The organism is Nonomuraea sp. 10N515B, assembly GCF_052245915.1.
Taxonomy (GTDB): Bacteria; Actinomycetota; Actinomycetes; order Streptosporangiales; family Streptosporangiaceae; genus Nonomuraea.
Genome location: NZ_JBQQBQ010000009.1, coordinates 113,265 through 136,213, shown reverse-complemented (window position 1 = coordinate 136,213; position 22,949 = coordinate 113,265). Strand labels below are relative to the sequence as shown.

General features: G+C 70.2%; 20 protein-coding genes and 1 riboswitch. Of the genes, 15 read left to right on the top strand and 5 right to left on the bottom strand.

What is annotated here, in order from left to right:
* Window positions 1-8 precede the first annotated feature (8 nt).
* Genes ACTWQA_RS15815 through ACTWQA_RS15795 form a run of 5 tightly spaced genes read left to right on the top strand, consistent with a single transcriptional unit; the run spans window position 9 to window position 4,538 of the window.
* Complete coding sequence (locus ACTWQA_RS15815) at window positions 9-1,238, top strand: amino acid ABC transporter substrate-binding protein (RefSeq protein ID WP_443159977.1); 1,230 nt, start codon at window positions 9-11, stop codon at window positions 1,236-1,238.
* Complete coding sequence (locus ACTWQA_RS15810) at window positions 1,232-2,113, top strand: branched-chain amino acid ABC transporter permease (RefSeq protein WP_305922733.1); 882 nt, start codon at window positions 1,232-1,234, stop codon at window positions 2,111-2,113. Before ACTWQA_RS15815 ends, ACTWQA_RS15810 begins: the two co-directional genes overlap by 7 nt.
* Window positions 2,097-3,086, top strand: coding sequence for a branched-chain amino acid ABC transporter permease (locus tag ACTWQA_RS15805; protein WP_327590620.1), 990 nt, complete (start codon window positions 2,097-2,099; stop codon window positions 3,084-3,086). Before ACTWQA_RS15810 ends, ACTWQA_RS15805 begins: the two co-directional genes overlap by 17 nt.
* Entirely contained in the window at window positions 3,083-3,814 is a 732-nt protein-coding gene (locus ACTWQA_RS15800; protein WP_443159976.1) for an ABC transporter ATP-binding protein, read from the top strand. The genes ACTWQA_RS15805 and ACTWQA_RS15800 overlap by 4 nt, the downstream gene beginning before the upstream one ends.
* Window positions 3,807-4,538 carry an ABC transporter ATP-binding protein gene (locus ACTWQA_RS15795; protein WP_443159975.1) on the top strand — a complete coding sequence of 244 codons (732 nt, stop codon included), beginning with the start codon at window positions 3,807-3,809 and terminating at the stop codon, window positions 4,536-4,538. The genes ACTWQA_RS15800 and ACTWQA_RS15795 overlap by 8 nt, the downstream gene beginning before the upstream one ends.
* On the opposite strand, the gene cydB is transcribed toward ACTWQA_RS15795, so the two are convergent.
* Both cydB and ACTWQA_RS15785 read right to left on the bottom strand, forming a co-directional pair.
* Entirely contained in the window at window positions 4,511-5,401 is an 891-nt protein-coding gene (cydB, locus tag ACTWQA_RS15790; protein WP_443159974.1) for a cytochrome d ubiquinol oxidase subunit II, read from the bottom strand. The genes ACTWQA_RS15795 and cydB overlap by 28 nt on opposite strands.
* A 15-nt stretch (window positions 5,402-5,416) precedes the next feature.
* Window positions 5,417-6,763: a cytochrome ubiquinol oxidase subunit I gene (locus tag ACTWQA_RS15785; RefSeq protein WP_443160119.1), complete on the bottom strand. Its 1,347-nt coding sequence runs from the start codon at window positions 6,761-6,763 to the stop codon at window positions 5,417-5,419.
* Between the two features lie 248 nt (window positions 6,764-7,011).
* Here ACTWQA_RS15785 and ACTWQA_RS15780 point away from each other — a divergent pair, with 248 nt between their 5' ends.
* A complete protein-coding gene (locus tag ACTWQA_RS15780) occupies window positions 7,012-7,725 on the top strand; it encodes an SRPBCC family protein (protein WP_443159973.1) in 714 nt (237 codons plus the stop codon).
* A gap of 51 nt (window positions 7,726-7,776) precedes the next feature.
* The gene (locus ACTWQA_RS15775) at window positions 7,777-8,673 is read left to right on the top strand and encodes a hypothetical protein (RefSeq protein ID WP_443159972.1); all 897 of its coding nucleotides are present in this window, start codon (window positions 7,777-7,779) and stop codon (window positions 8,671-8,673) included.
* 49 nt (window positions 8,674-8,722) lie between these two features.
* Here ACTWQA_RS15775 and ACTWQA_RS15770 read toward each other — a convergent pair whose 3' ends face one another.
* Window positions 8,723-9,364, bottom strand: a complete 642-nt coding sequence (locus tag ACTWQA_RS15770) for a thymidine kinase (RefSeq protein WP_443159971.1) — start codon at window positions 9,362-9,364, stop codon at window positions 8,723-8,725.
* A gap of 75 nt (window positions 9,365-9,439) precedes the next feature.
* Here ACTWQA_RS15770 and ACTWQA_RS15765 point away from each other — a divergent pair, with 75 nt between their 5' ends.
* Genes ACTWQA_RS15765 through ACTWQA_RS15755 form a run of 3 tightly spaced genes read left to right on the top strand, consistent with a single transcriptional unit; the run spans window position 9,440 to window position 13,619 of the window.
* Window positions 9,440-9,811, top strand: coding sequence for a hypothetical protein (locus ACTWQA_RS15765; RefSeq protein WP_305922745.1), 372 nt, complete (start codon window positions 9,440-9,442; stop codon window positions 9,809-9,811).
* Between the two features lie 6 nt (window positions 9,812-9,817).
* The gene (locus ACTWQA_RS15760; protein ID WP_443159970.1) at window positions 9,818-11,818 is read left to right on the top strand and encodes a hydantoinase/oxoprolinase family protein; all 2,001 of its coding nucleotides are present in this window, start codon (window positions 9,818-9,820) and stop codon (window positions 11,816-11,818) included.
* On the top strand, window positions 11,811-13,619 hold the full coding sequence (locus ACTWQA_RS15755) for a hydantoinase B/oxoprolinase family protein (RefSeq protein WP_443159969.1): 1,809 nt from the start codon (window positions 11,811-11,813) through the stop codon (window positions 13,617-13,619). Before ACTWQA_RS15760 ends, ACTWQA_RS15755 begins: the two co-directional genes overlap by 8 nt.
* Before the next feature lie 299 nt (window positions 13,620-13,918).
* Here ACTWQA_RS15755 and ACTWQA_RS15750 read toward each other — a convergent pair whose 3' ends face one another.
* Window positions 13,919-14,788 (bottom strand): NAD(P)-dependent oxidoreductase, encoded by an 870-nt coding sequence (locus ACTWQA_RS15750; RefSeq protein ID WP_443159968.1) that lies wholly within the window; start codon window positions 14,786-14,788, stop codon window positions 13,919-13,921.
* A 122-nt stretch (window positions 14,789-14,910) separates the two neighbouring features.
* Window positions 14,911-15,010, top strand: a riboswitch (guanidine-I (ykkC/yxkD leader).
* A gap of 50 nt (window positions 15,011-15,060) precedes the next feature.
* Between ACTWQA_RS15750 and ACTWQA_RS15745 the strand changes: the two genes are divergently transcribed.
* The 5 genes from ACTWQA_RS15745 to ACTWQA_RS15725 all read left to right on the top strand — a co-directional run bounded on the left by ACTWQA_RS15745 (window position 15,061) and on the right by ACTWQA_RS15725 (window position 20,985).
* The gene (locus ACTWQA_RS15745) at window positions 15,061-16,200 is read left to right on the top strand and encodes an agmatinase family protein (RefSeq protein WP_443159967.1); all 1,140 of its coding nucleotides are present in this window, start codon (window positions 15,061-15,063) and stop codon (window positions 16,198-16,200) included.
* Window positions 16,197-17,177, top strand: coding sequence for an ABC transporter substrate-binding protein (locus tag ACTWQA_RS15740; protein ID WP_443159966.1), 981 nt, complete (start codon window positions 16,197-16,199; stop codon window positions 17,175-17,177). Before ACTWQA_RS15745 ends, ACTWQA_RS15740 begins: the two co-directional genes overlap by 4 nt.
* A 230-nt stretch (window positions 17,178-17,407) precedes the next feature.
* Window positions 17,408-18,169, top strand: a complete 762-nt coding sequence (locus tag ACTWQA_RS15735; protein ID WP_443159965.1) for an ABC transporter permease — start codon at window positions 17,408-17,410, stop codon at window positions 18,167-18,169.
* A complete protein-coding gene (locus ACTWQA_RS15730; protein ID WP_443159964.1) occupies window positions 18,166-18,921 on the top strand; it encodes an ABC transporter ATP-binding protein in 756 nt (251 codons plus the stop codon). The genes ACTWQA_RS15735 and ACTWQA_RS15730 overlap by 4 nt, the downstream gene beginning before the upstream one ends.
* 57 nt (window positions 18,922-18,978) lie before the next feature.
* Entirely contained in the window at window positions 18,979-20,985 is a 2,007-nt protein-coding gene (locus tag ACTWQA_RS15725; protein WP_443159963.1) for a hypothetical protein, read from the top strand.
* On the opposite strand, the gene ACTWQA_RS15720 is transcribed toward ACTWQA_RS15725, so the two are convergent.
* The gene (locus ACTWQA_RS15720; protein ID WP_443159962.1) at window positions 20,982-22,931 is read right to left on the bottom strand and encodes a hypothetical protein; all 1,950 of its coding nucleotides are present in this window, start codon (window positions 22,929-22,931) and stop codon (window positions 20,982-20,984) included. The genes ACTWQA_RS15725 and ACTWQA_RS15720 overlap by 4 nt on opposite strands.
* Window positions 22,932-22,949 lie beyond the last annotated feature (18 nt).

Genomic DNA, 22,949 nt, shown 5'->3' with positions numbered 1-22,949 from the left:
TTCCCTCGATGGCAAGAGTTCTCAAGGGCCTGGCGATCATCTCCATCTGCACATTAGGACTGACCGCCTGCGCCAAGACAGACGAGCCCGGTGGTGCTCAGACGCCGGGTCAGCAGACGGGGCCGGTGAAGATCGGCATCTCGCTCCCGTTGACCGGTGACTTCTCCGAGCCCGGCAAGGGCATCCAGGAGGGTTACCAGGTCTGGGCCGACCAGGTGAACGCCAAGGGCGGCCTGCTGGGCAGGAAGGTCGAGCTGATCTTCCGTGACGACGCCTCCGACCCGAACCGGGTCAGCTCCGACTACGAGTCCCTGATCACCCAAGACAAGGTCAACCTGGTGTTCGGGCCGTTCTCGTCGCGGCTGGTCATCCCGGCGGCGAAGGTGGCGGAGTCGTACAACATGGTGTTCGTGGAGCCGGCCGGGGCCGCCAAGGAGGTCTTCGAGCAGGGCTTCAAGCGGCTGTTCTACGCGGCTCCGGCGATCGCCAGCGATCATTACAACTATCTGGCCGACTACATACTCAAGCTGCCGGCCGACCAGAAGCCGAAGACGGCGGCATACGCGAGCCTGGACGACCCGTTCGCCCAGGGCACCGCGTACGGGCTGCGTGACAAGCTGGCCGCGGCCGGGATCAAGACGGTGGTGGACGAGGTCTACCCGCCGGAGACCACCGACTTCGCGCCCATCGCCGCCAAGATCGCGGCCGCCAAGCCGGACATCGTGGTGGGCGGCACGCAGTTCGAGGACTCGGTGGGCCTGGTGCGGGCGCTGCAGGAGCTGAAGGTGCAGCCCAAGCTGGCGGCGTTCTCGACCGGGCCGACGCTGGCCGAGTTCCCCACCGCGGTGAAGGGGGCGGCCGAACACATCATCTCGCCCGTCGGCTGGTCGGCGACCGCGACGTTCACCGGCAACCAGGACATGGTCAAGCGGTACAAGGAGATGTTCGGCGGCGAGGCCAACGAGGACGCCGCGAACGGCTACACCGTCGGCCAGATCGTCGAGGCGGCCGTGAGCGCGGTCAAGTGCGTGGACCCGACCCCGGAGTGCCAGAACAAGCTGGCCGACCACATCAGGCAGGGCACGTTCGACACGGTCGTCGGCCCGCTGTCCTTCGACGACCAGGGAAGGCCCGAGCAGGCGCACATGATCCAGCAGTACGTCGACGGCAAGATCCAGATCGTCCTGCCGGAGAGCGCCAAGACCGCCGACATCGTCTACCCGAAGAAGGAATGGTGAGCCTGCTCCTGCAGGGACTGGCCCTGGGCGTGCTGACGGGCGGGCTCTACGCCCTGCTCGCCTCGGGCCTGTCGCTGTACTTCGGCGTGATGCGGGTGGTCATGGTGGCGCACCCGGCGTTCCTGTTCCTGGGTGCGTACCTGACCTACACCGTGCACACCGTGTTCGGCCTCGACCCGTTCCTGGCGCTGCCGGTGACGGTGCCGCTGTTCTTCGTGCTGGGCGTGGCGGTGCAGCGGCTGCTGATCGCGCGGCTGGCGCCGGAGAACCTGGCGATGATGTCGGTGCTGCTGACGTTCGGCATCGCGCTGACGATCGAGGGGCTGCTCGGCACGTTCTACACCGGCTCGTACAAGTCGGTCAGCATGGACTACGCCACCCGGTCCCTGACGATCGCCGGCGTGCACCTGCCATACGACAAGATCATCGCGTTCTGGGTCGCCGCGATCACGCTCATCGTGCTGTTCGCGGTGCTGGTCAAGAGCAGGTTCGGGCAGTCGCTGCGGGCCACGATCCAGCATCGGGAGGCAGCCAGGCTGGTCGGCATCCACACCGAGCGCGTGGCCGGCTACGGCTTCGGCGTGGGCCTGGCCACGGCTGCCGTGGGCGGCACGGTGCTGGCGCTGATCACGCCGTTCTTCCCCGCCTCGCACTGGGTGTGGATCGGCAAGCTCATGGCCATCATCGTCGTCGGGGGCCTGGGCAGCGTGATCGGCGCCGCGCTGGCGGCCGTCCTGCTCGGCGTGGTCGAGGGCCTCGTCCTGGTCACCGTGGACGCGACCTGGGCCACGATGATGTTCTACGTCTTCCTCTTCCTGACCCTGCTCGCGCGCCCCCAGGGGTTCTTCGGAGGCCGGCTTGCGCATCGCTTCTAGAGGGCTCCCCCTGCTGGTCGCCGCGCTGGCGATCGCCTATCCGTTCCTGGTGCCCAACTACTACCTCGTGTACGCGGGCGCGCTGACCGTCATGTACGCCGCCATGGCCACCTCCTGGAACCTCCTGGGCGGATTCACGGGTTACGTCTCGCTCGGCCACTCGGCGTTCTTCGGCCTCGGCGCGTACGGCACCGGCCTGCTCGTCGTCCGGGCAGGTGTCCCTTGGGTCGTGGCGCTGCTGGCGTCGGCGCTGCTGGTCACGGTGTTCGCCGTGGTCGTCGGCATCGCGGCGGTCCGGGTGCGCGGCGCGTCCTTCGTGATCGTGTCCATCGCGCTGGTGTCGATGATGAACCTCGTCGTCCAGGGCTGGCGCTCCCTCACCGGCGGCTCGACCGGCCTGCAAGTCCCCTCGCCCTTCCCCGGCCTGCACCGCGGCCAGACGCACATGGTGTTCTTCTACCTGTTCCTGGCGCTGCTCGCGATCGCGCTGGCCTCCTGGTGGTACGTCTCCCGCTCCCGCTTCGGCGCGGGCCTGCGGGCCATCAGGGAGGACGAGGACAAGGCCGAGTCGCTGGGTGTGCCGACCGGGGCGTACAAGGTGACGGCGTTCGCCCTGTCAGCCCTGTTCGTGGCGCTGGCCGGCGGGCTCTACGCGGTCTGGTTCGGCAGCCTCGACCCGATCTTCGTCTTCTCCATCCTCATCGGCTCGTACATGGTGCTGATGAGCCTGCTCGGCGGCGTGCGCCACCTGTTCGGCCCGCTCCTGGGGGCGCTCATCGTGGCCCCCGCAGGGGAGTACTTCCTGATCGCGCTGGGCGAGACGCAGATCCACCTGACCGCGACGGGCCTGGTGCTCGTGCTGGTCGTGCTGTTCATGCCGGACGGCATCCTCGCCCGCTTCACCAGACGGCGCGCCGGGCCGTCCATTCCCGACGAGACGGCCGAGCAGCGACTCCAAGGGGTGGCGCCATGAGCTCGCTGCGGACCGAGGGGCTGAGCAAGTCGTTCGGCGGCGTGCTGGCCGTGGACGGCGCGAGCGTGGAACTGCTCGAAGGGAAGATCAACGGCCTGATCGGGCCGAACGGCTCAGGCAAGACCACCTTCTTCAACCTCATCACCGGCATGATCAAGCCCGACGCGGGCCGGGTGCTCTACCGCGACCGCGACATCACCCGCCACTCGCCGCACCGCATCGCGCACGCCGGCATCGGCCGCACCTTCCAGCTCTGCCGGGTCTTCCCGCGCCTGACGGTGCTGGAGAACATGCTGGTCGCCGTCCGCCGCACCCGCCTGCGCGAGCTGCTGGCCGGCCTGCGCGACAAGGGCGAGGTCGCGCGGGCCCGGCACTGGCTGCGCAGGATGGGCATCGAGCACCTGGAGGACGCCGAGGCCCGCGACCTGTCCTACGGCCAGCAGAAGCTCCTCGAACTGGCCGCCGCCCTCATGGCCGAGCCGGAGCTGGTGCTGCTCGACGAGCCGGCGGGCGGCGTCAACCCGGCGCTGATCGACCGGATCGTCTCGCTCGTGCGCGACCTCAACGCCGAGGGCCGGACGTTCCTGGTCGTCGAGCACAACATGGACATGGTCATGGGCATGTGCGACCACGTCATCGTCTTCGACCGGGGCGCGCCCATCGCCGCAGGCCCGCCGTCCGTGGTGCGGGACGATCCGAAGGTGCTGGAGGCGTATCTCGGTGTCTGAAGTCGTGCTGTCCCTGGAAGACGTCGAAGCCGGGTACGGCAGGGCCGCGCTCGTGTTGCGCGGCCTGAGCATCACCGTCCGCGCCGGCGAGGTCGTCTGCCTCGTCGGCCCGAACGGCGCCGGCAAGTCCACCGCGCTCAAAGTCGCCAGCGGCCTGCTCACGCCCCGGTCCGGCCGCGTGCTGCTGGCCGGCCAGGACGTGACGGGGCTCTCGCCGCAACGCCTGCTCGGCCTCGGCCTGGCCCACGTGCTGCAGGGCCACAGCGTCTTCCGCGAGATGACCGTGGCCGAGAACGTCCGGCTCGGCGGGTTCACCGTCCGCGACCAGGCCCAGTTGAACACCCGCATCGAGACCGTCAAGGAGCTGTTCCCCGTGGTGGCCGAGCGGTGGGGGAGCATGGCCGGGCTGCTGTCCGGCGGGCAGCAGAAGCAGGTCGAGTTCGCCCGCGCCCTCATGCTGGAGCCGAAGGTGGTGCTGCTGGACGAGCCGTCGATGGGGCTCGACCCGCGCAACACGCAGGTGGTCTTCGACCAGATCGACCTCATGCGCCGGACCGGCGTCGCGGTGCTGCTGGTGGAGCAGAACGCGCGCCGGGCCCTGGAGATGGCCGACGTCGGCTGCGTGCTCGACCTCGGCCGCGTGCACATCTCCGGCCCGGCGCGTGAACTGGCCGCCGATCCCCGCCTCGGCAAGCTCTACCTAGGGGGCGCTCCCGCGAGCTGAACCCGCTTCCTGAACACCCAGTACGTCCACCCCTGGTAGACCAGCACGAACGGGAGTGCGATCAGGCCGATCCAGCTCAGCATCGTCAGCGTGTACGACCCGGAGGCGGCCTCGGCCAGCGTCAGCCCGGGCAGCGGCGACACGCGCAACTCCATGAAGACCGCCAGCGTGGTCAGCACGATCGCCGCGGCGGTGGCCGCGAACGCCCAGCCCTCCCTGCGCCGCCAGATCAGGGCCGTCGCCGCGGCCAGCGCCGCCATGGCGGCCAGGGCGGGGAACGTGCCGAGGTTGGACAGCGCGAACACGGCCACCGGGATCACCACGGCACCTGCCCCCAGGGCCGCGCCACGGGCGCGGCGGCGTACCGGGCCGGTGGTCTTGAGCGTCAGGAACACGGCGCCGTGCAGCGCGCACACCGCCAGCGTGAACGCACCGCCGAGCACGGCCGCGGGCGCGCTGTCGAACAGCAGGTCGGCGAAGACCGCGCCCCACAGGAACGCCGCCAGCCCGCTGCCGATCATGATGCCCAGGTCGCACCAGCGCGGATCGTTCACCTTGCCCCGCCACTCCAGGCCGACGCCGCGCACGATCAGACCCACCAGGATGAGCGTGACCTGGAGGTAGAAGGCGCTGAACACGCCCGCGTACCAGGCGGGGAACGCGGCGAACATCGCGCCGACCGCGGTGATCAGCCACACCTCGTTGCCGTCCCACACCGGGCCGATGGTCTGCAGGCTCTGCCGCTGCTCGGCGGCGTTCCTGCTGAGGAGCGGCGCGAGCAGGCCGACGCCGAAGTCGAAGCCCTCCAGCACGAAGTAGCCCGTCCAGAGGAAGGCGATGATGACGAACCAGAGATCGATCATGATGGGTGTCCCTCCTCAGTACATCAGCGACGGCTCGCGCCGCTCGGCCTTGGCGATGATGGGTTCCGGCTCCTCGACGCCCTTGCGTACGTGCCGGGTCAGCAGTACGGCCTCGGCCACGGCGAGTACCCCGTACAGCAGCGTGAAGATCGTCAGCGACGTGGCGACCTCGGCGAGCGTCACCCCCGGCGACACGCTGGAGGCGGTCAGCAACTCGCCCGCGACCGTCCACGGCTGGCGGCCGATCTCACTCAGCAGCCACCCGGCGATCACCCCGGCCAGCGGCAGCGGCAGCGCCAGCAGGAACGCCCGCGACAACCACCGCGGGAAGGCGCGCTTGCGGCGGGTCAGCCACAATCCGAGCACCGACAGGCCCACCGTGGCCAGTCCGAAGACGATCATCACCCGGAACGACCAGAACACGATCGTCTGGTCGGGCCGGTAGTCTCCGGGGCCGAACTGCTGCTCGAAGCGGCGCTGCAGGTCTTCGGTGCCCTGGATGGTGGCGTCGAAGTCGTTGGTGGCCAGGAAGCTCAGGACCTTCGGGATCTCGAGGCCGGGGGCGACGGAGAACGCCGCGCCCGCCGTGTCGCGCTCCAGGCCCTCGGCGGAGGCCAGCTTCATGGGCTGCTGCTCGTACATCAGCTTGGCCGACATGTCGCCGGTGCCCGCGACGACCGCCCCCGCGATGGCGGTCATCACCAGCGCCGCCCGCGCCGCGCTGCGCCACATCTCGGCCCGCGTCTTCAGCAGCCAGTAGCCGCTCACGGCCAGCACGAACCCGCCCGCCACGATGAACGCCGCCCCGATCACGTGCGGCACCTGGGCCAGCGCCGTGGAGTTCGTCAGCACCGCCCACAGGTCCGTCATCCTGGCCTTGCCGTCCACGACCTCGTAGCCGACCGGGTGCTTCATCCAGGCGTTGGCCGCGAGGATGAAGTAGGCCGACAGGTTGGACCCGATGGCCGCCGCCCAGATGCACGCCAGGTGCACCTTCTTCGGCAGCTTGTCCCACCCGAAGATCCACAGCCCCAGGAACGTGGACTCCATGAAGAAGGCCAGCAGCGCCTCCATCGCCAGCGGCGCCCCGAAGACGTCGCCGACAAACGTGGAGTATTCACTCCAGTTCATGCCGAACTGGAACTCCTGCACGATGCCGGTCACCACGCCCATGGCGAAGTTGATCAGAAACAGCTTCCCGAAGAACTTCGTGAGCTTCAGGTAGTGCTCTTTCCCCGTACGGTGCCAGGCCGTCTGCAGGCCGGCCACGAAGATCCCCAGACCGATGGTCAGGGGCACGAACAGAAAGTGGTAAACGGTGGTCACCCCGAACTGCCACCGCGCCAGGTCAAGTGCGTCCATCATCCCCGTCGACTCCTGAGCTCTACAAGCTGTAGTTCATCTACTTAAAGTAGTACTACAAGCTGTAGAGCAACGCGATGCGACCTTGGTCACATCGCTGTGCGTGCTGGTTGCCGGGTATCGAGAATGCCCGGTGGAGGCGGGCCGGGGCGTCCCCCGGCGGGTTGATTCATCCGTACGCCCCTCGGCGGACCGTCTGGCAGGTGTTGCCCTTATCCGGGCTGGTCGTGGCTGCTTAGATGGGCGGCATGAAAGTGGCGGGCAGCGCCGTGATCGGCGTTCAGCGGGATCAACTGTGGGCGGCGCTCCAGGACCCGGCGGTGCTGGTGCGCACCATTCCGGGGTGCGAGCGCCTGGAGGAGTGCGGGCCGGACACCTATCGGATGACGGTCAACGCGGGGGTCGCGTCCGTCAAGGGCGTTTACCAAGGGGAGGTCGTGCTGGCGGATCCGCTGGCGCCCGAGAGCTTCACGCTCAAGGCCCGTGGGCAGGGGGCGCCGGGGACGGTGGACGCCACCGTCCAGGTACGGCTGAGCGAGATGGACGGTGGGACCCGGGTCGACTACGACGCGGACGCCGTGATCGGCGGGATGATCGGCGGGGTCGGGCAGCGCATGCTCGGCTCGGTGGCCAAGCGGACGGCGGGGGAGTTCTTCGCCGCCGTGGAGGAACATCTGTGCGCACCTGCGGCTCCCGGCCTGGCCCTCGCCGCGGACAGGGTCGCGGTCCCGGCGAGCGCCGTCCCGGCGGGCTCTGCGCCGAGTGTGCTGGCGGGCGAGCGCACTGGTGCGGCGGGTGAGGCCGGTGCCGCCGGGGCCGTTTACGAGCGGCCGCCCAAGCGGCACACCGAGACGCGGCCGTGGGTGATGCTGGCGTCGTTCGGCATGGGGGCGGGCATCGCGCTCACGAGCGTCGCGATCGGCTGGGTTCTCGGCCGCGCCTCCCGCCGCTCCCGCCCCTGACGTCCAACGGGGCTCTAGAGGAAAAGGATCTCCAGGCGTAGCGTGGCGGGTATGCGGCAGGCACACGCGGAGGACGCACGGACAGAAGCCAGGCGAATCGTACGCAATCTGCTCGGCGAGGAGCGTCCCACCGCCGAGACCCTGATCGGTGACGTGCGCCCCGTGCTCGGGGACGAGCGGACCGACCGCACGCTCGAACTCGCCCTCGGCGCCTCGCTCACCAGGCGTTCCGCCGAGCTGGCCGCCCTCGCCGCGCTGCTGGTGGGCACCCGCGAGCTGGGCGCGGACTGGTGGGCGCGGTCCAGGGGCGGCAAGCTGCCGCCACCGGACGAGGTGGTGCGCACGGCCGTCGCGATCGAGCCGTGGACCGACCTGACCGCGCTGGAGATGCTGGCCGCCTGGATCTCCGACGACGCCGCCGACCAGCTGTGGGGCCAGCCCGTCGCCCGGGTCGACCTCAACTCCTGGCAGGCCGAGGACCGGTTCGACCTGCTGCCAGGCGTCAAGCCAGGGCAGCGGCTGGTGGTGCACTTCGACGCCGGCGGGCGGCTCGACGCGGTCGTCACCCGGCGGGCCGACGAGGATCTCGGATCCAACCTCGACTTCCACTCCCTGCGGTACTCGCAGCCCGCCGAGGCGCAGTGGAGCTGGGGGGTGGCGGCCGGCCTCGGCCCGCACCGGCTGCCAGGGGAGAGCCCCGACCCTTACGCCCGCGAGGTGCCCGCCGCCGCCGTGGGCATCCTGCGTGCCTGGGCCCTGCGTCACGGCGCCTCGCGCGAGCAGCTCGGTGAGCGCTGGAAGACGGTCGGCGACGTGGTGGCCGCCATCGAGCGGGTGGACTGGATGTGGCGCAGCGGCGAATGGTTCGGGTGGTGGCGCGGCGCGTCGGCGCTTGTGGACGACTCGGCCTACCTGCCGTACCGGCTGGAGGAGCTGGCCGCCGGCTGAGCGGCGCGGGAGCATCGCGGAGCCGGCCGCCGGCTGAGCCCTCGCCGGGCTAGTTGGGTGAGCCCTCGCCCAGCAGCCCGGAGCGGTGGTGGCGCCGGCAGAGCACCTGATAGCGGACGGGGGAGGCATCGGTGTCACCGATCACCACCTGTTCGCCGGTCCGCACCATCGCCCCGCCCAGGACCCTGGCGTTCAGCAGCCCAGGCCGTCCGCACCAGCACAGCACCTCGACCTGCAGCCTGCACACCTCGTCGGCCAGCTCGAAGAGCCGCTGCGCCGCCGGGAACATCACGGAGCGGAAGTCGGAGGCCAGCCCGAACGCGTACACGTCCACGCCGTGCTCGTCCACCAGGTCCGCCAGCTGCTCGATCTGCTCGACCGTGTAGAAGCACGCCTCGTCGCAGATCAGATAGTCGACCCGGGTTCGCATCCCCGTCACCAGCCGTACGAGGTCGAGCGAGTCGTCCACCTCGATGGCCTCCAGCCCGAGCCCGATCCTGCTGGTGACCTTCGGCCCGCCCGACCGGTCGTGCTTGGTCAGCACAAGGCCGCGCCGGCCTTGCCGTCCATGGTTGTAGTTCATCTGGAGCGCGAGCGTCGACTTCCCGCAGTCCATGGGCCCGAAGTAGAACTTCAGTACAGCGTCCCTGGCAGCAGACGGTACGGCAGACAAGGCAGACGATTCGGTCACGGGGCGCCAGCTTAGCGGCTTGGCTTGTTCCATGACCTCGTGGGACATTTTCCCCCTGAGGTTTCAGGAGGAACTATGGTCACCGATAAACCACCGGCGCTCGACGCGATGATGAAGCAGGACGACCTCACGGCCGCCCAGGCGGATGCCACCCGATGGCGTTACGGCTTCCTCGTCGTCGTGGTGGGCATTGTCGCGGTCCTGGTCGCCTTCGGCGCCGCCGTGTTCGCCACGCGGGAGTTCGCCCCGTTGTTCGCTGGTGTGGCGGGAGTGATCGGTACCATAATCGGTGCATATTTCGGGGTGCAGGCGGGGCAGTCGGGAAAGGCGAGGGTCGAAGCTGAACTCGCCAGATCTCAGGAGATGGTGATCCGGCTGGCGGCGTACGTCGGCACGGAAAACGCGCCCCGAGTCATCGACGAAGTGCTCGGCCGACGCCGAAGCTGAGGAGCCATGCGTAGCGTCCGTATCGGAGTGGACACCGGAGGCACATTCACCGACGTAGTCGCGGTGGACGAGCAGACCGGTGAGATCCTCACCACGAAGACCCCCTCGACCCCCGCCAACCCTGCGGACGGATTCCTCGCGGGCATCGCCAAGCTGGGCGAGCTCGACGTCGGCTCGATCGTGCACGGCACCACGGTGGCCACGAACCAGCTGCTCGAGGACCGGATCGCGAACCTCGGGTTCATCACGACCGAGGGCTTCGAGTTCATCCTGGAGATCGCCAGGCAGAGCGTGCCCGACGGTTACGGCAACTCCTACTTCTGGGTCAAGCCGCCCAGGATCGTTCCCGTGCACCTGGTGAAGACCGTCGGCGGGCGGCTCGACCACCTGGGCAACGAGGTGTGGCCGTTCTCGGAGGAGCAGGCCGTCGAGGTGGCCCGCTGGTTCCGCGCCAAGAACATCACCGCGATCGGCGTGTGCTTCCTGCACTCCTACGCCAACCCCGAGCACGAGCGCCGCATGCGCGAAGTGCTCTGGCGCGAGCACCCGGAGGCGGTGATCTCGTTGTCGAGCGACGTGCTGCGCGAATACCGCGAGTACGAGCGCTCGGTGACCACCCTCGTCGACGCGGCCGTCAAGCCCGCCATGCGCGGCTACATCGCCAGCCTCTCCACCCGCCTGGGCCGGCCGTTCTCCGTCATGAAGTCCAACGGCGGCATCCTGTCGGCGCGCGAGGTCGTCAACCAGCCGATCACCACCGTCCTGTCCGGGCCGGCGGCGGGCGCGCTGGGCGCGGCGCTCATCGCCTCCACGGCTGGGCACAAGTCGGTGATCACGCTGGACGGCGGCGGCACCTCGACCGACGTGGCCGTGGTGATCGATGGCGAGCCGTCCATCACCACCGAAGGCGCCATCGGCCGCTACCCGTGCAAGATCCCGATGATCGACATCGTCACGGTGGGCGCGGGCGGCGGCTCGATCGCCTGGATCTCGCCCGAAGGCACGCTCAAGGTCGGCCCCAGGTCCGCCGGCGCCGACCCGGGACCGCTCTGCTACGGCAAGGGCGGGACGGAGGTGACGGTCACCGACGCGCACGTGTTCCTCGGCCGCATCCCGCCGCACCTGCTCGGCGGCGAGATCCCGCTGAACGCCGACGCCGCTCGCACCGGCATCGAGGGCCTGGCCGACAAGCTCGGACTCAGCCCGGAGCGCACCGCGACCGGGATTCTGGAGATCAGCGCGTTCAACCAGAGCAACGCGATCCGGCAGCTCACCGTCAAGCGGGGGCTGGACGTGCGGGACTTCCCGCTGGTGACGTTCGGCGGGTCCGGGCCGCTGCTGGCGTGCCGGCTGATCGACATCCTGGGCCTGCCCTCGGTCGTCATCCCGCGCGACCCTGGGAACGTTTCAGCGTTCGGGCTCCTCACGGTGGACGTCAAGAACGACTACGTCCGCACGTACGTCACCCGCGACCTCTCCCTCGGCAAGGCCGCCGAGATCTTCCACGACCTGGAGCATCAGGCGGGCGAGGCGCTGGACCGCGAGGGCTTCGACGACCCGGTCTACGTCCGCAGCGCCGACCTGCGCTACTACGGCCAGGGCTACGAGGTCCGCGTCCCGGCCCCGGTCGGCGAGATCGACGGCGACTGGCACGCCCAGGTGATCGACCGCTTCCACGAGGCCCACGAGAAGCTCTACGGGTACGCCTACCGCGACGACCCCCGCCACGGCGTCGAATGGGTGAACCTGCGCGTCTCCGGCGTCGGCCCCATCACCCGCCCGACCCTGCGCCCGCTGGACAAGCCCGGCCCGGGCGCCACCGCCGTCCGTCCCGTGCACTTCGACGAGACCCGCGACACCCCGATCCACCAGCGGGCCGCGCTCGGCGCCGGCGCCAAGGTGTCGGGCCCCGCCGTGATCGAGGAGTACGGCTCGACGATCCCCGTCCACCCCGGCTTCACCGCCACGGTGGACACGTACGGAAACGTGGAGATAAAGCGTGACTGATCCCATTCTCATCGAGATCGTCGAGGGCACGCTGGCCTCCGTCGAGAAGGAGGTCGAGACCGCCATCGCGCGGACGGCGCGCTCGCCGATGATCCGCGACGCGCACGACTTCCGCGCCGGCATCCACGACGTGCACCTGCGCAAGCTGACCGGCCGCTCCTACAGCGCGCTCGTCCAGCCGATCGTGCGTGACTTCCCGATCGAGACGATGAAGCCCGGCGACGTCTACTTCCACAACGACGTCTACCTCTCCGAAGGCGGCATCGGCCACCTGCCCGACCTGTGCGTGACCGTGCCGGTGTTCCACGAGGGCGAGGTCGTGGCGTTCGTGCAGGCCTTCGGCCACCACGACGACATCGGCGGCGCCGTGCCGGGCTCGATGCCCTCGCACGCCCGCTCGGTGTTCGAGGAGGGGCTGATGGTCCCGCCGATCAAGCTGTGGGACGAGGGCGTGCCGAACGAGGCCGCGCTGCGCATCATGACCCGCAACTCGCGCATGCCCGACTCGCTCGCCGGCGACCTGGACGCCGAGTGCTCGGCCTGCCTGATGGGCGCCCGCCGCCTGGCCGAGCTGTTCGAGCGGTACGGCAGGCAGGCCATCGAGGAGTGCTTCGACGCGATCATCTCCAAGACCACGGAGACGTTCCGCAGGGAGCTGCTGTCGAAGATCCCCGAGGGGACGTACGTGTGGGAGGACTACGCCGAGCACGACGGCGTGGACGAGCCCCGCCTGCACGCCCAGCGCATCACGCTGACCGTCGACCACGCGGCGGACTCGCCGCTGACGATCGACTTCACCGGCACGTCCCCGCAGGCCAAGGGCCCGATCAACCACGCCGGGGACTACGCCGACGGCGTGTTCCTGAAGAAGTGGCTGGCGCCCGTGCTGCGCAACCTCGCCGAGACGCCGGAGCGGATGGCGGAGCTGGACGTCAACGAGGGCGTGGTGCCGCTCATCACGATGATCTTCCCGGAGAAGGGCACGCTCCTCACCCCGATCTTCCCCGCCCCCACGAACGCCCGCACGTTCGTCATCCTGCGCCTGCTCGGCGTGCTCGCCGGCGTCCTGGCGAAGGCCACGGGCGGGCGGATGCCGGCCGACCAGGAGACGATCCGGTACACAGGCGTGTACGGGACGGGCGTGGACGGGCAGCCGTACCTGATGCGGGAGGTGCTCGGCGGCGGCTCAGGCGGGCGCTGGTACGCCGACGGCGAGGACACCATCCACGTGGTGCCCGACTCGCGCAACATCCCGGTCGAGTTCGCCGAGGCGCGCTGGCCGTTCCGGGTGGAGCGGCTGGCATTGGCCTGCGATTCCGGCGGGCCCGGCATGTTCAGGGGCGGGCTCGGCTACGACAAGCACATCAGGATGCTGCGGGACGCGTCGTACATGTCCATCGCGGATCGGTCCATCCTGTCCTGCTGGGGCGTCAACGGCGGCCTCGCCGGGCGGCCGTTCCGGGTGGAGATCGGCGGCAAGGAGATGGAGGGCCTGGTCGACGACCACCCGGTCCAGGCCGGCGAGGTCATCCGCATCCGGACCACCGGGGGTGGGGGCTGGGGGTCGCCGTACGACCGGGATCCGCGGGCGGTGGCGGCCGACGTCCGGGACGGCAAGGTCTCCATCGCCGGCGCTCTCGGCGACTACGGGGTCGTGCTGGACGGGGACCGCATCGACGAACAGGGCACGGCCGAACTCCGCGCCACCCTCCGGCCGCCGGCGGACCGGTTCTTCGACCGGGGGCCTGGCTACGCCAAGCTCTCAGGTGGGCGGAGTCTCGCAGAGGTAGACGAATTGTGAGGTGTTCATCACCCTACGTGAAGGGTGGGGATAGCATGATCGCGACGACAGCTGCTGCGCTTGTCGTGGTGCGACCCAGTGTCAGAGCCCCTGCTGTGGCTGCCAGACATCGTTGTGGGTGCGATGTGTCTCGCGGAGCGTGGCGACCGTAGGTTCTGGAGTCAGGTCGAGGCCGACTTGCTCGTGCACCGCATCGACGCCCGCTGAAAAAAGCGCGGCGCCCGGGCTTCCGGCGTCCGGCGGTCCACCCGGGCCCACTTCCCTCCCCCCGTAGGAGGCGGCGGCTAAAGCGTAGCGGCTCACCCCTTGTCGAAGCTCGCGTAATAAGTAGCCGCCATGTCCTCGTCCCCATGCCCCTGGGCCTCCGCCCGCCGGAAGCGTTCCCCGGCCGCCTCCACCACGTCCAGCCGGACCCCGGCCGCCTCCCCGGCCCGCGTGATCAGCCGCGTGTCCTTCTCCGCGTTGGACACCGTGAAGCTGGGCGTGAAGTCGCCCTCCATGATGGCCTTGGACTTGGCCTGGAAGTAGGCGTTGTCCAGCGGCCCGCCGCTGATCACCTGCCGGACCAGGTCGGGATCGAGCCCCAGGCCTTTGGCGAGGGCGAGGGACTCGGCGATGACGGCGGTCAGGGAGATGGCGTAACTCACCGCGGCGAGCTTCAGCTTGGAGGCCGCGCCGTCGGCACCGGACTCGCCGAGCCAGAGCGTGCGCTGGCCGACCGCGGCGAAGACCGGCTCCAGCGCCTGCTGGGCGGACTGCGGCCCCGCGGCCAGGATGATCAGCTTGCCCTGCTCGGCCGGCTGCTTCGTGCCCTGCACCGGCGCGTCCACGAACGTCAGCCCGTGCTCGCCCGCCAGCGCCGCCAGCCCGGCGACCGCGTCGATCCCGACCGTGCTCATTTGCGCCCAAACCTGCCCGGACCGCAGCCCGGGCGCGGCGGCGGTCATCGCGGCGCGTACCGCGTCGCCGTCGCTCAGCATCGTGACGATCACGTCTGCGCCCTCGACCGCCTCGGCTGGAGACGCGGCCACCACCGCGCCGTCGGCTTCCAAGGGCTCGGCCTTGTCTCGAGTGCGGTTCCACGCCGTGACCGGCAGGCCGGATTTGACGAGGTTGCGGGCCATGGGAGCGCCCATGAGGCCGGTTCCGAGAAATGCGACAGAGGTCATGGGATCACCCTATGAAGAACGGGGAAGCGACCCGCGCCCGGGGGACCGGTAAGCCGACTGGAACAAGGTCTTAACGGCGGGGAAACACCGCAGGAGTGCACTGAGGGGGACTCACCGAGAGCGTGAGGCGCACCTAGGGTTCCGCCGGTTCCACGGGTCTGGTCCGAGAGGTGCAGGCGGCCTGTGCCGGCCGCTCCACGGCGGGACAAAAGCCCGGGAGGTCAGCCAACGCCTGGCTGCCTTCCGGCCGGGCGACGATCTTCGGAGCTCGAATGCACTGGCACCCCCGCAAACTCCACGACGACTACGGACCCGAGGCGCGCTTCGCCGTCGAACGCGAGGCCGAGCTGCCCACCACCGCCTGGGACCGCGAGGTTGCCCGCGCCCTGGAGCTGGGCCTGCAGGGCGCCGACTCCATCGTGGACCGGCGCATCCCCACCTTCTCGCGCGGCGAGCTGCCGCACTTCGCGGGCATCAACACCTTCCTCAAGGCCCCGTACGTCGAGGACGTGCGCACCTGCGGCGACTACGACGTGGCCGTGCTCGGCGCGCCGTTCGACGGCGGGACCACCTATCGCCCCGGCACCCGGTTCGGGCCGCAGGGCATCCGCCGCATCTCGGCGCTGTACGGGCCGTACAGCTTCGAGCTCGGCGTGGACCTGCGCGAGTCGATCACGATGGCCGACCTCGGCGACATCTTCACGATCCCGGGCAACATCGAGAAGACCTTCGACCAGATCTCCAAGGCCGTCTCCCACGTGTACGCCAGCGGCGCGTTCCCCGTCGTCCTCGGCGGCGACCACTCGATCGGCTACCCGACGGTACGCGGCGTCGCCGAGCACCTGTCCGGAAATCTCGGGATCATCCACTTCGACCGGCACGTCGACACCCAGGAGACCGACCTCGACGAGCGCATGCACACGACGCCGTGGTTCCACGCCACCGACCTCCCCAACGTGCCCCCGCAGAACCTCGTCCAGATCGGCATCGGCGGCTGGCAGGCCCCCAGGCCCGGCGTGAAGGTCGGCCGCGAGCGCGGCACCACCATCATGACGGTCACTGACTGCGTCGAGATGGGCATCGAGGCCGCCGCCGAGAAGGCGCTGGAGGTGGCCTGGCGCGACGCCGAGGCCGTGTGGCTGTCGTTCGACGTGGACTGCCTGGACGCGGCGTTCGTGCCGGGGACCGGGTGGCCGGAGCCTGGCGGGTTCCTGCCGCGGGAGGTGCTCAAGTTCATCCAGATCATCGCCGACGCGGCGCCGCTGGCCGGGATCGAGGTGGTCGAGTGCAGCCCGCCGTACGACAACGCCGACATCACCTCGCTGATCGCCACCCGCGTCATCTGCGACACGCTCGGCTGCCTGGTCCGCTCCGGTCACCTGCCGTCCAAGAAGAAGGAGGCCGCGTCATGATCCGCCGGCTCCTGACCGCCGCACTGCTCGTCGTCTGCGCCGCCTGCGGCGGCGGCCAGCCGGCCGCGCCCACGGGCTCTGCCGGCAAGGCCGTCACCCTGGGTTTCTCCGCCTGGCCCGGCTGGTTCCCGTGGCAGGTCGCCCAGGAGAAGGGGCTGTTCGCCAAGCACGGCGTCACCGTCGAGCTGAAGTACTTCGACAGCTACACCGACAGTCTCACCGCCCTCGCCACCGGCAACATCGACGCCAACAGCCAGACGCTCAACGACACGCTCGCCTCCGTCTCCGGCGGGGCCAAGCAGACGGTCGTGCTGGTGAACGACAACTCCACCGGCAACGACCAGATCATCGCCAAGCCGGGCATCACGTCGGTGGCGCAGCTCAAGGGCAGGACGGTCGCCGCCGAGCAAGGGACCGTGGACCATTACCTGCTGCTGCTCGCCCTGCGCAAGGCCGGGCTCAAGCAGAGTGACATCACGTTCAAGCCATTGCCCACGGATGCGGCGGCGGCCGCGTTCAAGGCGGGGCAGGTGGACGCGGTCGGGGTGTTCGCGCCGTTCACGACGACCGCGCTGGAGCTGCCCGGCGCCGCCGCCATCGCCACGTCCAAGGACTTTCCCGGGGCGATTCCGGACCATCTGGTGGTGTCGCGTTCTCTTGCCGCCGACCGGCCCGAGGTCGTGCAGGGGCTGGTGAAGACCTGGTTCGACACGCTGGCCTGGATCGAGGCGAACAAGGCGGAGGCTCGTACGATCATGGCCAAGCGGGCGGGGGTGAGCGAGCAGGCCTACGCCGAGTACGACGCCGGGACCACGATCTTCTCGCTGGCCGACAATCTGGAGGCGTTCAGCTCGGGGAGCCTGGAGAAACAGGCCAAGGAGATCGGCGCCTTCTTGACCGAGTCGGGCCTCGCTGACACGGCGCCGCCGCTGGACGGCCTGCTGGATGCGCGCTTCGTCCAGGGGGTGTCGTCATGAGCGGTCCGCCGGTCCGTGCGGCATCCGCCCAGGGTGCCGGATCGACCCCCGCGCCGTTGGGTGCGCAGCCTTCGAGGGAGCCGGCGCCGGGTGCCGGGCATGCGAGCGAGCGGCGGTCGGGAGACCGCGCCGATTGGCCGCCGCTCCCGAAACGCTCCACCCGTGGCCTGCGCCGCACGGGCGCCTCACCGCTCGCCCGCCTGCTGCACCGGCGATCGGCGGATGGCGGCATGCGGGTGTTGCCTGGGCGGGCGCGGTGGGGGCTGAGGGCCGTGGCGGTGCTCGTGCCGCTGGCTCTCTGGTGGGCCGTCAGCTCCATGGGCGTCGTCGACCCGACCTTCCTGCCCTCGCCCGCCGCCGTGGCCCAGGCGTTCGCCGAGATGGCGGCCGGCGGACAGCTGCTGTCGGACGCCGCCGCCAGCCTGGGCAGGGTGAGTGCCGGCTTCGGGCTCGCGGTGGCGATCTCGGTGCCGCTGGGCATGGCCATGGGCACCTCCCAGGTCGCGCTGGCGCTGCTGGAGCCGGTGATCGGGTTGCTGAGATACCTGCCGGCTTCCGCGTTCATCCCGCTCCTGATCATCTGGCTGGGCCTGGGTGAGCCGTCCAAGATCGCGATCCTGGTCATCGGGGTGGTGTTCTTCAACACGCTCATGACGGCCGACGCGGTCCGTGCCGTGCCGGCCGAGCTGCGCAGGGCCGCCGCCACGCTCGGCGCGACCGGCGGCGAGGTGCTGCGCAAGGTCGTCTGGCCGTACGCGCTGCCCGGCATGCTCGACGCGATGCGCGTCAACGCGGCGGCCGCGTGGAACTTCGTGGTCGTCGCCGAACTGATCGCCGCCGAGTCCGGGCTCGGCTACCGGATCGTCCGCGCCCAGCGCTTTCTCCAGACGGACCGCATCTTCGCGGTGCTCGTGGTGATCGGTGTCATCGGCCTCGCCATCGACGTCGGGTTGAGGCTGGCCAGGGCCAGGGTGGGGAGGTGGGTGGGGTGACGCTCGTGCTGCGCGACGTCGTGAAGGAGTACGCCGGCCGCCGCGTCCTCGACGGCATCGGCCTGGAGGTGCGGCGCGGCGACTTCCTGTGCATCGTGGGCGCCAGCGGTTCGGGCAAGTCCACGCTGCTCAGCATGATCGCCGGGCTGGAGCCGGTCACCGGCGGCACGATGGAGCTCGACGGCGTCGCCGTGAGCGGTCCGGGCCCCGAGCGCGGGCTGGTGTTCCAGTCGGGGGCGCTGTTCCCGTTCCTCACAGTGGCCGAGAACGTCGCCTTCGGCCTGCGGTTGCTGCCCCTGCCCGCCGCCGAGCGCGAGCGGCGCGTCCAGTGGTACCTGTCGGAGGTCGGGCTGACGGCCCTCGCGCACGCGTTGCCCAGGCAACTGTCGGGCGGCCAGCGGCAGCGCGTGGCGATCGCCCGGGCGCTGGCCTGCGAGCCGTCCATCCTGCTGCTCGACGAGCCGTTCGGCGCCCTCGACGTGCAGACGAAGGAGGACATGCAGGTTTTCCTGCACCAGGTGTGGCGGGACACCGGCGCGACCGTCCTCATGGTCACCCACGACGTCGAGGAGGCCGTGCTGCTGGGGAGGCGCGTGATCGTGCTCACCTCCGACCCGGGGCGGGTGGCGGCCGAGTTGCCCGTGCCGCTGCCGGACCGCCGGGAGATCGGGCTCAAGCGGACGCCAGACTTCCTCGACCTCCGCGCGACGGTCGAGGACCTCATCAGGGGACGAGTGCCAGTACGAGATTAGTTCCTATGCCGTAATTCGGTATTGACGCGAAACACGGCGGCTTTCTAGGTTTCGGTCATGACCTTAATAAAACGCTTACTGGCGTGCGGCATGGTGACCGCCCTCGCCGTGCTCGGCGCCGCCGCCCCGGCGGCCGCGTCGGCGCCCCGCGTGGAGGATCTCGGCGTCCCCCTGGAGGACGTGCTGCTGATCGGCGGCGTGGTGGCTTCGGGACCCGGCGGCCGGACCGTGCTGTGGGGCGCCTCCTCGGGCGCCCCCGCCCACCTCAACGCCGTCGATCCCGCCACCGGAGCCGAGGTGGCCAGGCACGACCTGCCGGGCGCCGCCGGCTCCTGGGCCGTGGACGCCGCTCCGGACGGCGGCGTCTACATCGGCACGTACGGCGACGGCCGCCTCTACCGCTGGACGGACCAGGGCGGCGTCCAGGACCTCGGCAGGCCCCTGCCCTCGGAGAACTTCATCTGGTCCGTCGCCGCGGGCGAGGGCGCCACCGTCTACGGCGGCACCTCGCCGGGCGGCCGCCTGTTCGGCTACGACCCCGCGACCGGCGTACGCGACTACGGCCGGCTCTCACCCACCCACGCCTACGTCCGCAGCGTCTCCTACGCCGGCGGGAAGATCTACGCCGGCACCGAGGCCCCCGCAGCCGTCTTCGAGATCGACGCCGCCTCGGGCGCGACCCGGCAGCTCCCTATGCCCGACGGCCTGGACCCGGCGGGCAAGTGGGCCTACGACGTCAACGTCGCGGCGGGCTTCCTCTATGTCCGCTTCGGCGGCGCGAGCCCCGGACCGCTGCACGTCTGGGACATCGCCGCCGGCCAGTGGACCGACATGCTCGACGCCGCGCACGGCCTGGACGTCTCGCCCCCGGACGACCAGGGTGCGGTCTACCTGGTCAAGGGCGGTGAGCTGGTCCGTTACGACCCCCGGACCAAGGCCACGACGGGGACCGGGGTGCCCATCACCGGCCGGGTGGCCAACACGCGCGGCATCGGCTGGGCCGAGCTGGGCCTGCCGGACTATCCGGGCAAGAGCGTCGTCGGCCTGCTCTGGCGCGGGCTGATGTTCCGCTACAACCCGCAGACCGGCGCGAAGTCGTTCGTGCAGACGGGTGTCAAGGGCGAGCCCATCGACGTGACCGCGCTGGCGGAGGGCCCCGACGGCCGCATGTACGCCGGCGGCTTCCTCAACGGCGGTTTCGCCGCCCTGGACCCGGCGACGGGCAAAAGGGAGGAGTTTCACACGTTCTCCCAGAGCGAGGACATGACCGCGCACGACGGCAAGCTCTACATCGGCGCCTATCCCGAGGCCAGGGTGTACGCCTACGACCCGGCGCTGCCGTGGAACAGCACCGAGTACTCGCCGAGCCCCGAGCCCGGCCCGGCGGCGAACCCGGCCCGGCTGTTCGACCTCGCCGCGGACCAGCAGATCAGGCCTCGGGCACTGGCGTCGGCGGGCCGCTACCTCGCCGCGGGCACCATGCCCGACCTCGGCCACCTCGGCGGTGTGCTGGCCATCTGGGATCCGCGGACCGGGACGCTCAAACACGCCCAGCGCAACGTGGTCAAGGACCAGAGCATCGTCTCGCTCGCCTACCGCGACGGCGTGCTCTACGGCGGCACCTCCATTTACAGCGGCCAGTCGGCCACACCGCCGACCCAGCCGGAGGCCAAGCTGTTCGCGTGGTCGGTGAAGGAGAACCGGCTGCTGTGGGAGATCGTCCCCGCCCCGGGCAAGCCCGCCGTCCCGGCCCTGACGTTCGACGACCGCGGGCGGTTGTGGGGGATCGCCGGCGGTGAGGTGTTCGCCGTCAGCACGGCCGCCCGCAAGGTGGTCGAACGCGTCACGCTGTCGGACAGCATGAGCTCGAGCGGGCAGATCGCCTTCAACCGGCGCGATCAGGTCCTGTACGGCGCGCATGCCGGCCAGAGCGTTTTCTCGCTCGACCCGCGGACCGGGCGGCACGCCGTGCTGCGGCAGGGACCTGTGCACCAGCTCGCGGTGCACAGGTCCGAGGACGTCTACTTCGCCGAAGGGTCGCGCCTGTTCCGGCTGACCCGTTAGCAGATGCGGTAGGTGTAGAAGTTCTCGTTGCGTGACAGGTAGAGATGGCCGTCAGGGCCGAGGGTGAGGTTGGTGATCGGGCGGGCGATGCGCGCGAACGCCATCGTCCCCGGATCGAACCGGTACACCTTGCCCTGCACCTTGCCCCACAGGAAACCCTTGTGGAAGAAGAGGTGGGTGTCCAGCCAGACCTGCGTGGCGCCGGCCCAGTTGTAGGTCTGGTGCTGGACGGACCTGACGGTCCGCCCGGTGGCCGGGTCCAGCTCGAACAGAGTGTCCGGGGTCAGCCCCCATAGCCGCCCCGCGTCGTCGAAGGCGATCGAGCCGAGCGCCAGGTCGCCGGCGACGGGGGTGGACTGCCACTTGAGCGAGTCCGTGGCGATGTCGTACGCGAACGCCACGGCCTCGCCCGCCGGCGTGCTGGTGCCGCCGAAGGCCGAGGTGGCGCCATAGATGATCCCGTCGCGGTAGGCCAGCCCGATGATGCTGTGGCCGGGGATGATGTTCCGCCTGATGACCGAGCGGCCGGTGGCGGGGTCGAGCAGGCCGAGCACGCCGCCGTGGGTGCCGGCCTTGGGCACCGTGCCGAACGCCAGCCAGTCGCCCGCGGAGATCATCGCGAAGGGCCGGTCCTGCTCCTGGCCGCCGAGGTCGAGCAGGAGCCTGGGCGCGGTTCCGTCGAACTCGTAGATCCGCGCTCCGGGGTAGACGCCGAGGTAGAGCTTGCCCTTGTGGGTGACGATGCCCTCGCTCTGACCGACTTTTGTCCAGTTCGTTGCCTCGCCGGTGGCGGGGTCGTAGGCGGCCAGGCCGCCGCTGAAGAAGCCGCCCGCGTAGACCCGGCCGTCGGGGCCCGCGCCGAGTGAGCGCATGCTGACGGGCTGGGCGGTCAGCGTGCCGTCGAGCAGCCGGCCCTGCCCCGTCTTGCGGTCGAAGTGCCAGATGCGGCCGGTGGAGCTGGTGCCGACGAGCACGTTCCCGAGCCAGCCGAGCGTGCGGGCGGCGCCGCCGCCGTACTCGGTGAAGCCCAGCTTGGTGATCTTCTCGGTCTCGAGGTCGTATTTCACCAGCTCGTCGTTCTGGAACAGGTAGAGGTCGTGGCCGCGCCTGCCGCCGCCGACGGTGAGGCTGTCGACGTCCTCCACGACGTCCTTCCACTTGCGCGTGCTCAGGTCGTACACGCCCATGGGATTGGCGCCCGTGGAGGTGGAGAAACGGACGAGCAGGTAGCGTCCGGCCACGTCCACGTCGTACGCGTAGCCGCTGCCCTCGATGGGCGGGTCGATCACCCGCTCGACCGTGCCGCCGGGGGCGAGCACCGCGACCTTCATGCTGCCCGCGCCGACGCCCGCGTATACGGTGCCGTCCTTGCCCACGGCCAGGTCCCTGACGAGCTGGTCACCCGGGACGGGGCTGCCCAGGTCGGTGTAGCCGCCGGTCGCGGTGTCGTAGCGGAAGAGCTTGCCCGTGGGGGAGGTGCCGCCGTAGACGGCCGAGCCGTCGGGGCTGGCCGCGACGGTCCAGATGAAACTCTCGGTCGCGATGGGGATGCCGAGCTCGCTGACCTGGTCGGTGGACGGGGTGTAGCGGAAGAGGCGGCCGCCCATGGCGCCAGTCGTGGCGTTGTAGCTGCCCACGTACACCGAGTGGTCCAGGGCGACGGTGACGGCCCAGGAACCGAGTGCGATCGGGAGCGGCCGCTCGCCGATCAGGCGGCCGTCGCGGGCGTCCCTGATCCCGAGCTGCGCCGGCCCGGAGGCGCTGGAGGTGACGGAGTAGACGCGTGGTCCCTCCGGGTGGTGGGCGTCCAACGCGGTGCCGGCGGTGGTGGTCTCCGTCAGAAGCGTGCCGAGGTTCTGGAAACCGCATCCGGAGGGAGGAATCGGCGCAGATTCGGCCTGGGCCGGAGATGAGAGGGATAAGGCGGTGAGTAGTACTACAGCCATGATGCGCACGGATGACCT

What these genes read in the sequence shown, in the direction of transcription:
- ACTWQA_RS15720 (WP_443159962.1), bottom strand. Translation starts at nt 22,931, where the DNA reads ATGGCTGTAGTACTACTCACCGCCTTATCCCTCTCATCTCCGGCCCAG.
- ACTWQA_RS15740 (WP_443159966.1), top strand. Translation starts at nt 16,197, where the DNA reads ATGATCCGCCGGCTCCTGACCGCCGCACTGCTCGTCGTCTGCGCCGCC.
- ACTWQA_RS15745 (WP_443159967.1), top strand. Translation starts at nt 15,061, where the DNA reads ATGCACTGGCACCCCCGCAAACTCCACGACGACTACGGACCCGAGGCG.
- cydB (WP_443159974.1), bottom strand. Translation starts at nt 5,401, where the DNA reads ATGATCGATCTCTGGTTCGTCATCATCGCCTTCCTCTGGACGGGCTAC.
- ACTWQA_RS15800 (WP_443159976.1), top strand. Translation starts at nt 3,083, where the DNA reads ATGAGCTCGCTGCGGACCGAGGGGCTGAGCAAGTCGTTCGGCGGCGTG.
- ACTWQA_RS15775 (WP_443159972.1), top strand. Translation starts at nt 7,777, where the DNA reads ATGCGGCAGGCACACGCGGAGGACGCACGGACAGAAGCCAGGCGAATC.
- ACTWQA_RS15810 (WP_305922733.1), top strand. Translation starts at nt 1,232, where the DNA reads ATGGTGAGCCTGCTCCTGCAGGGACTGGCCCTGGGCGTGCTGACGGGC.
- ACTWQA_RS15765 (WP_305922745.1), top strand. Translation starts at nt 9,440, where the DNA reads ATGGTCACCGATAAACCACCGGCGCTCGACGCGATGATGAAGCAGGAC.
- ACTWQA_RS15760 (WP_443159970.1), top strand. Translation starts at nt 9,818, where the DNA reads ATGCGTAGCGTCCGTATCGGAGTGGACACCGGAGGCACATTCACCGAC.
- ACTWQA_RS15725 (WP_443159963.1), top strand. Translation starts at nt 18,979, where the DNA reads ATGACCTTAATAAAACGCTTACTGGCGTGCGGCATGGTGACCGCCCTC.
- ACTWQA_RS15735 (WP_443159965.1), top strand. Translation starts at nt 17,408, where the DNA reads ATGCGGGTGTTGCCTGGGCGGGCGCGGTGGGGGCTGAGGGCCGTGGCG.
- ACTWQA_RS15780 (WP_443159973.1), top strand. Translation starts at nt 7,012, where the DNA reads ATGAAAGTGGCGGGCAGCGCCGTGATCGGCGTTCAGCGGGATCAACTG.
- ACTWQA_RS15815 (WP_443159977.1), top strand. Translation starts at nt 9, where the DNA reads ATGGCAAGAGTTCTCAAGGGCCTGGCGATCATCTCCATCTGCACATTA.
- ACTWQA_RS15750 (WP_443159968.1), bottom strand. Translation starts at nt 14,788, where the DNA reads ATGACCTCTGTCGCATTTCTCGGAACCGGCCTCATGGGCGCTCCCATG.
- ACTWQA_RS15785 (WP_443160119.1), bottom strand. Translation starts at nt 6,763, where the DNA reads ATGGACGCACTTGACCTGGCGCGGTGGCAGTTCGGGGTGACCACCGTT.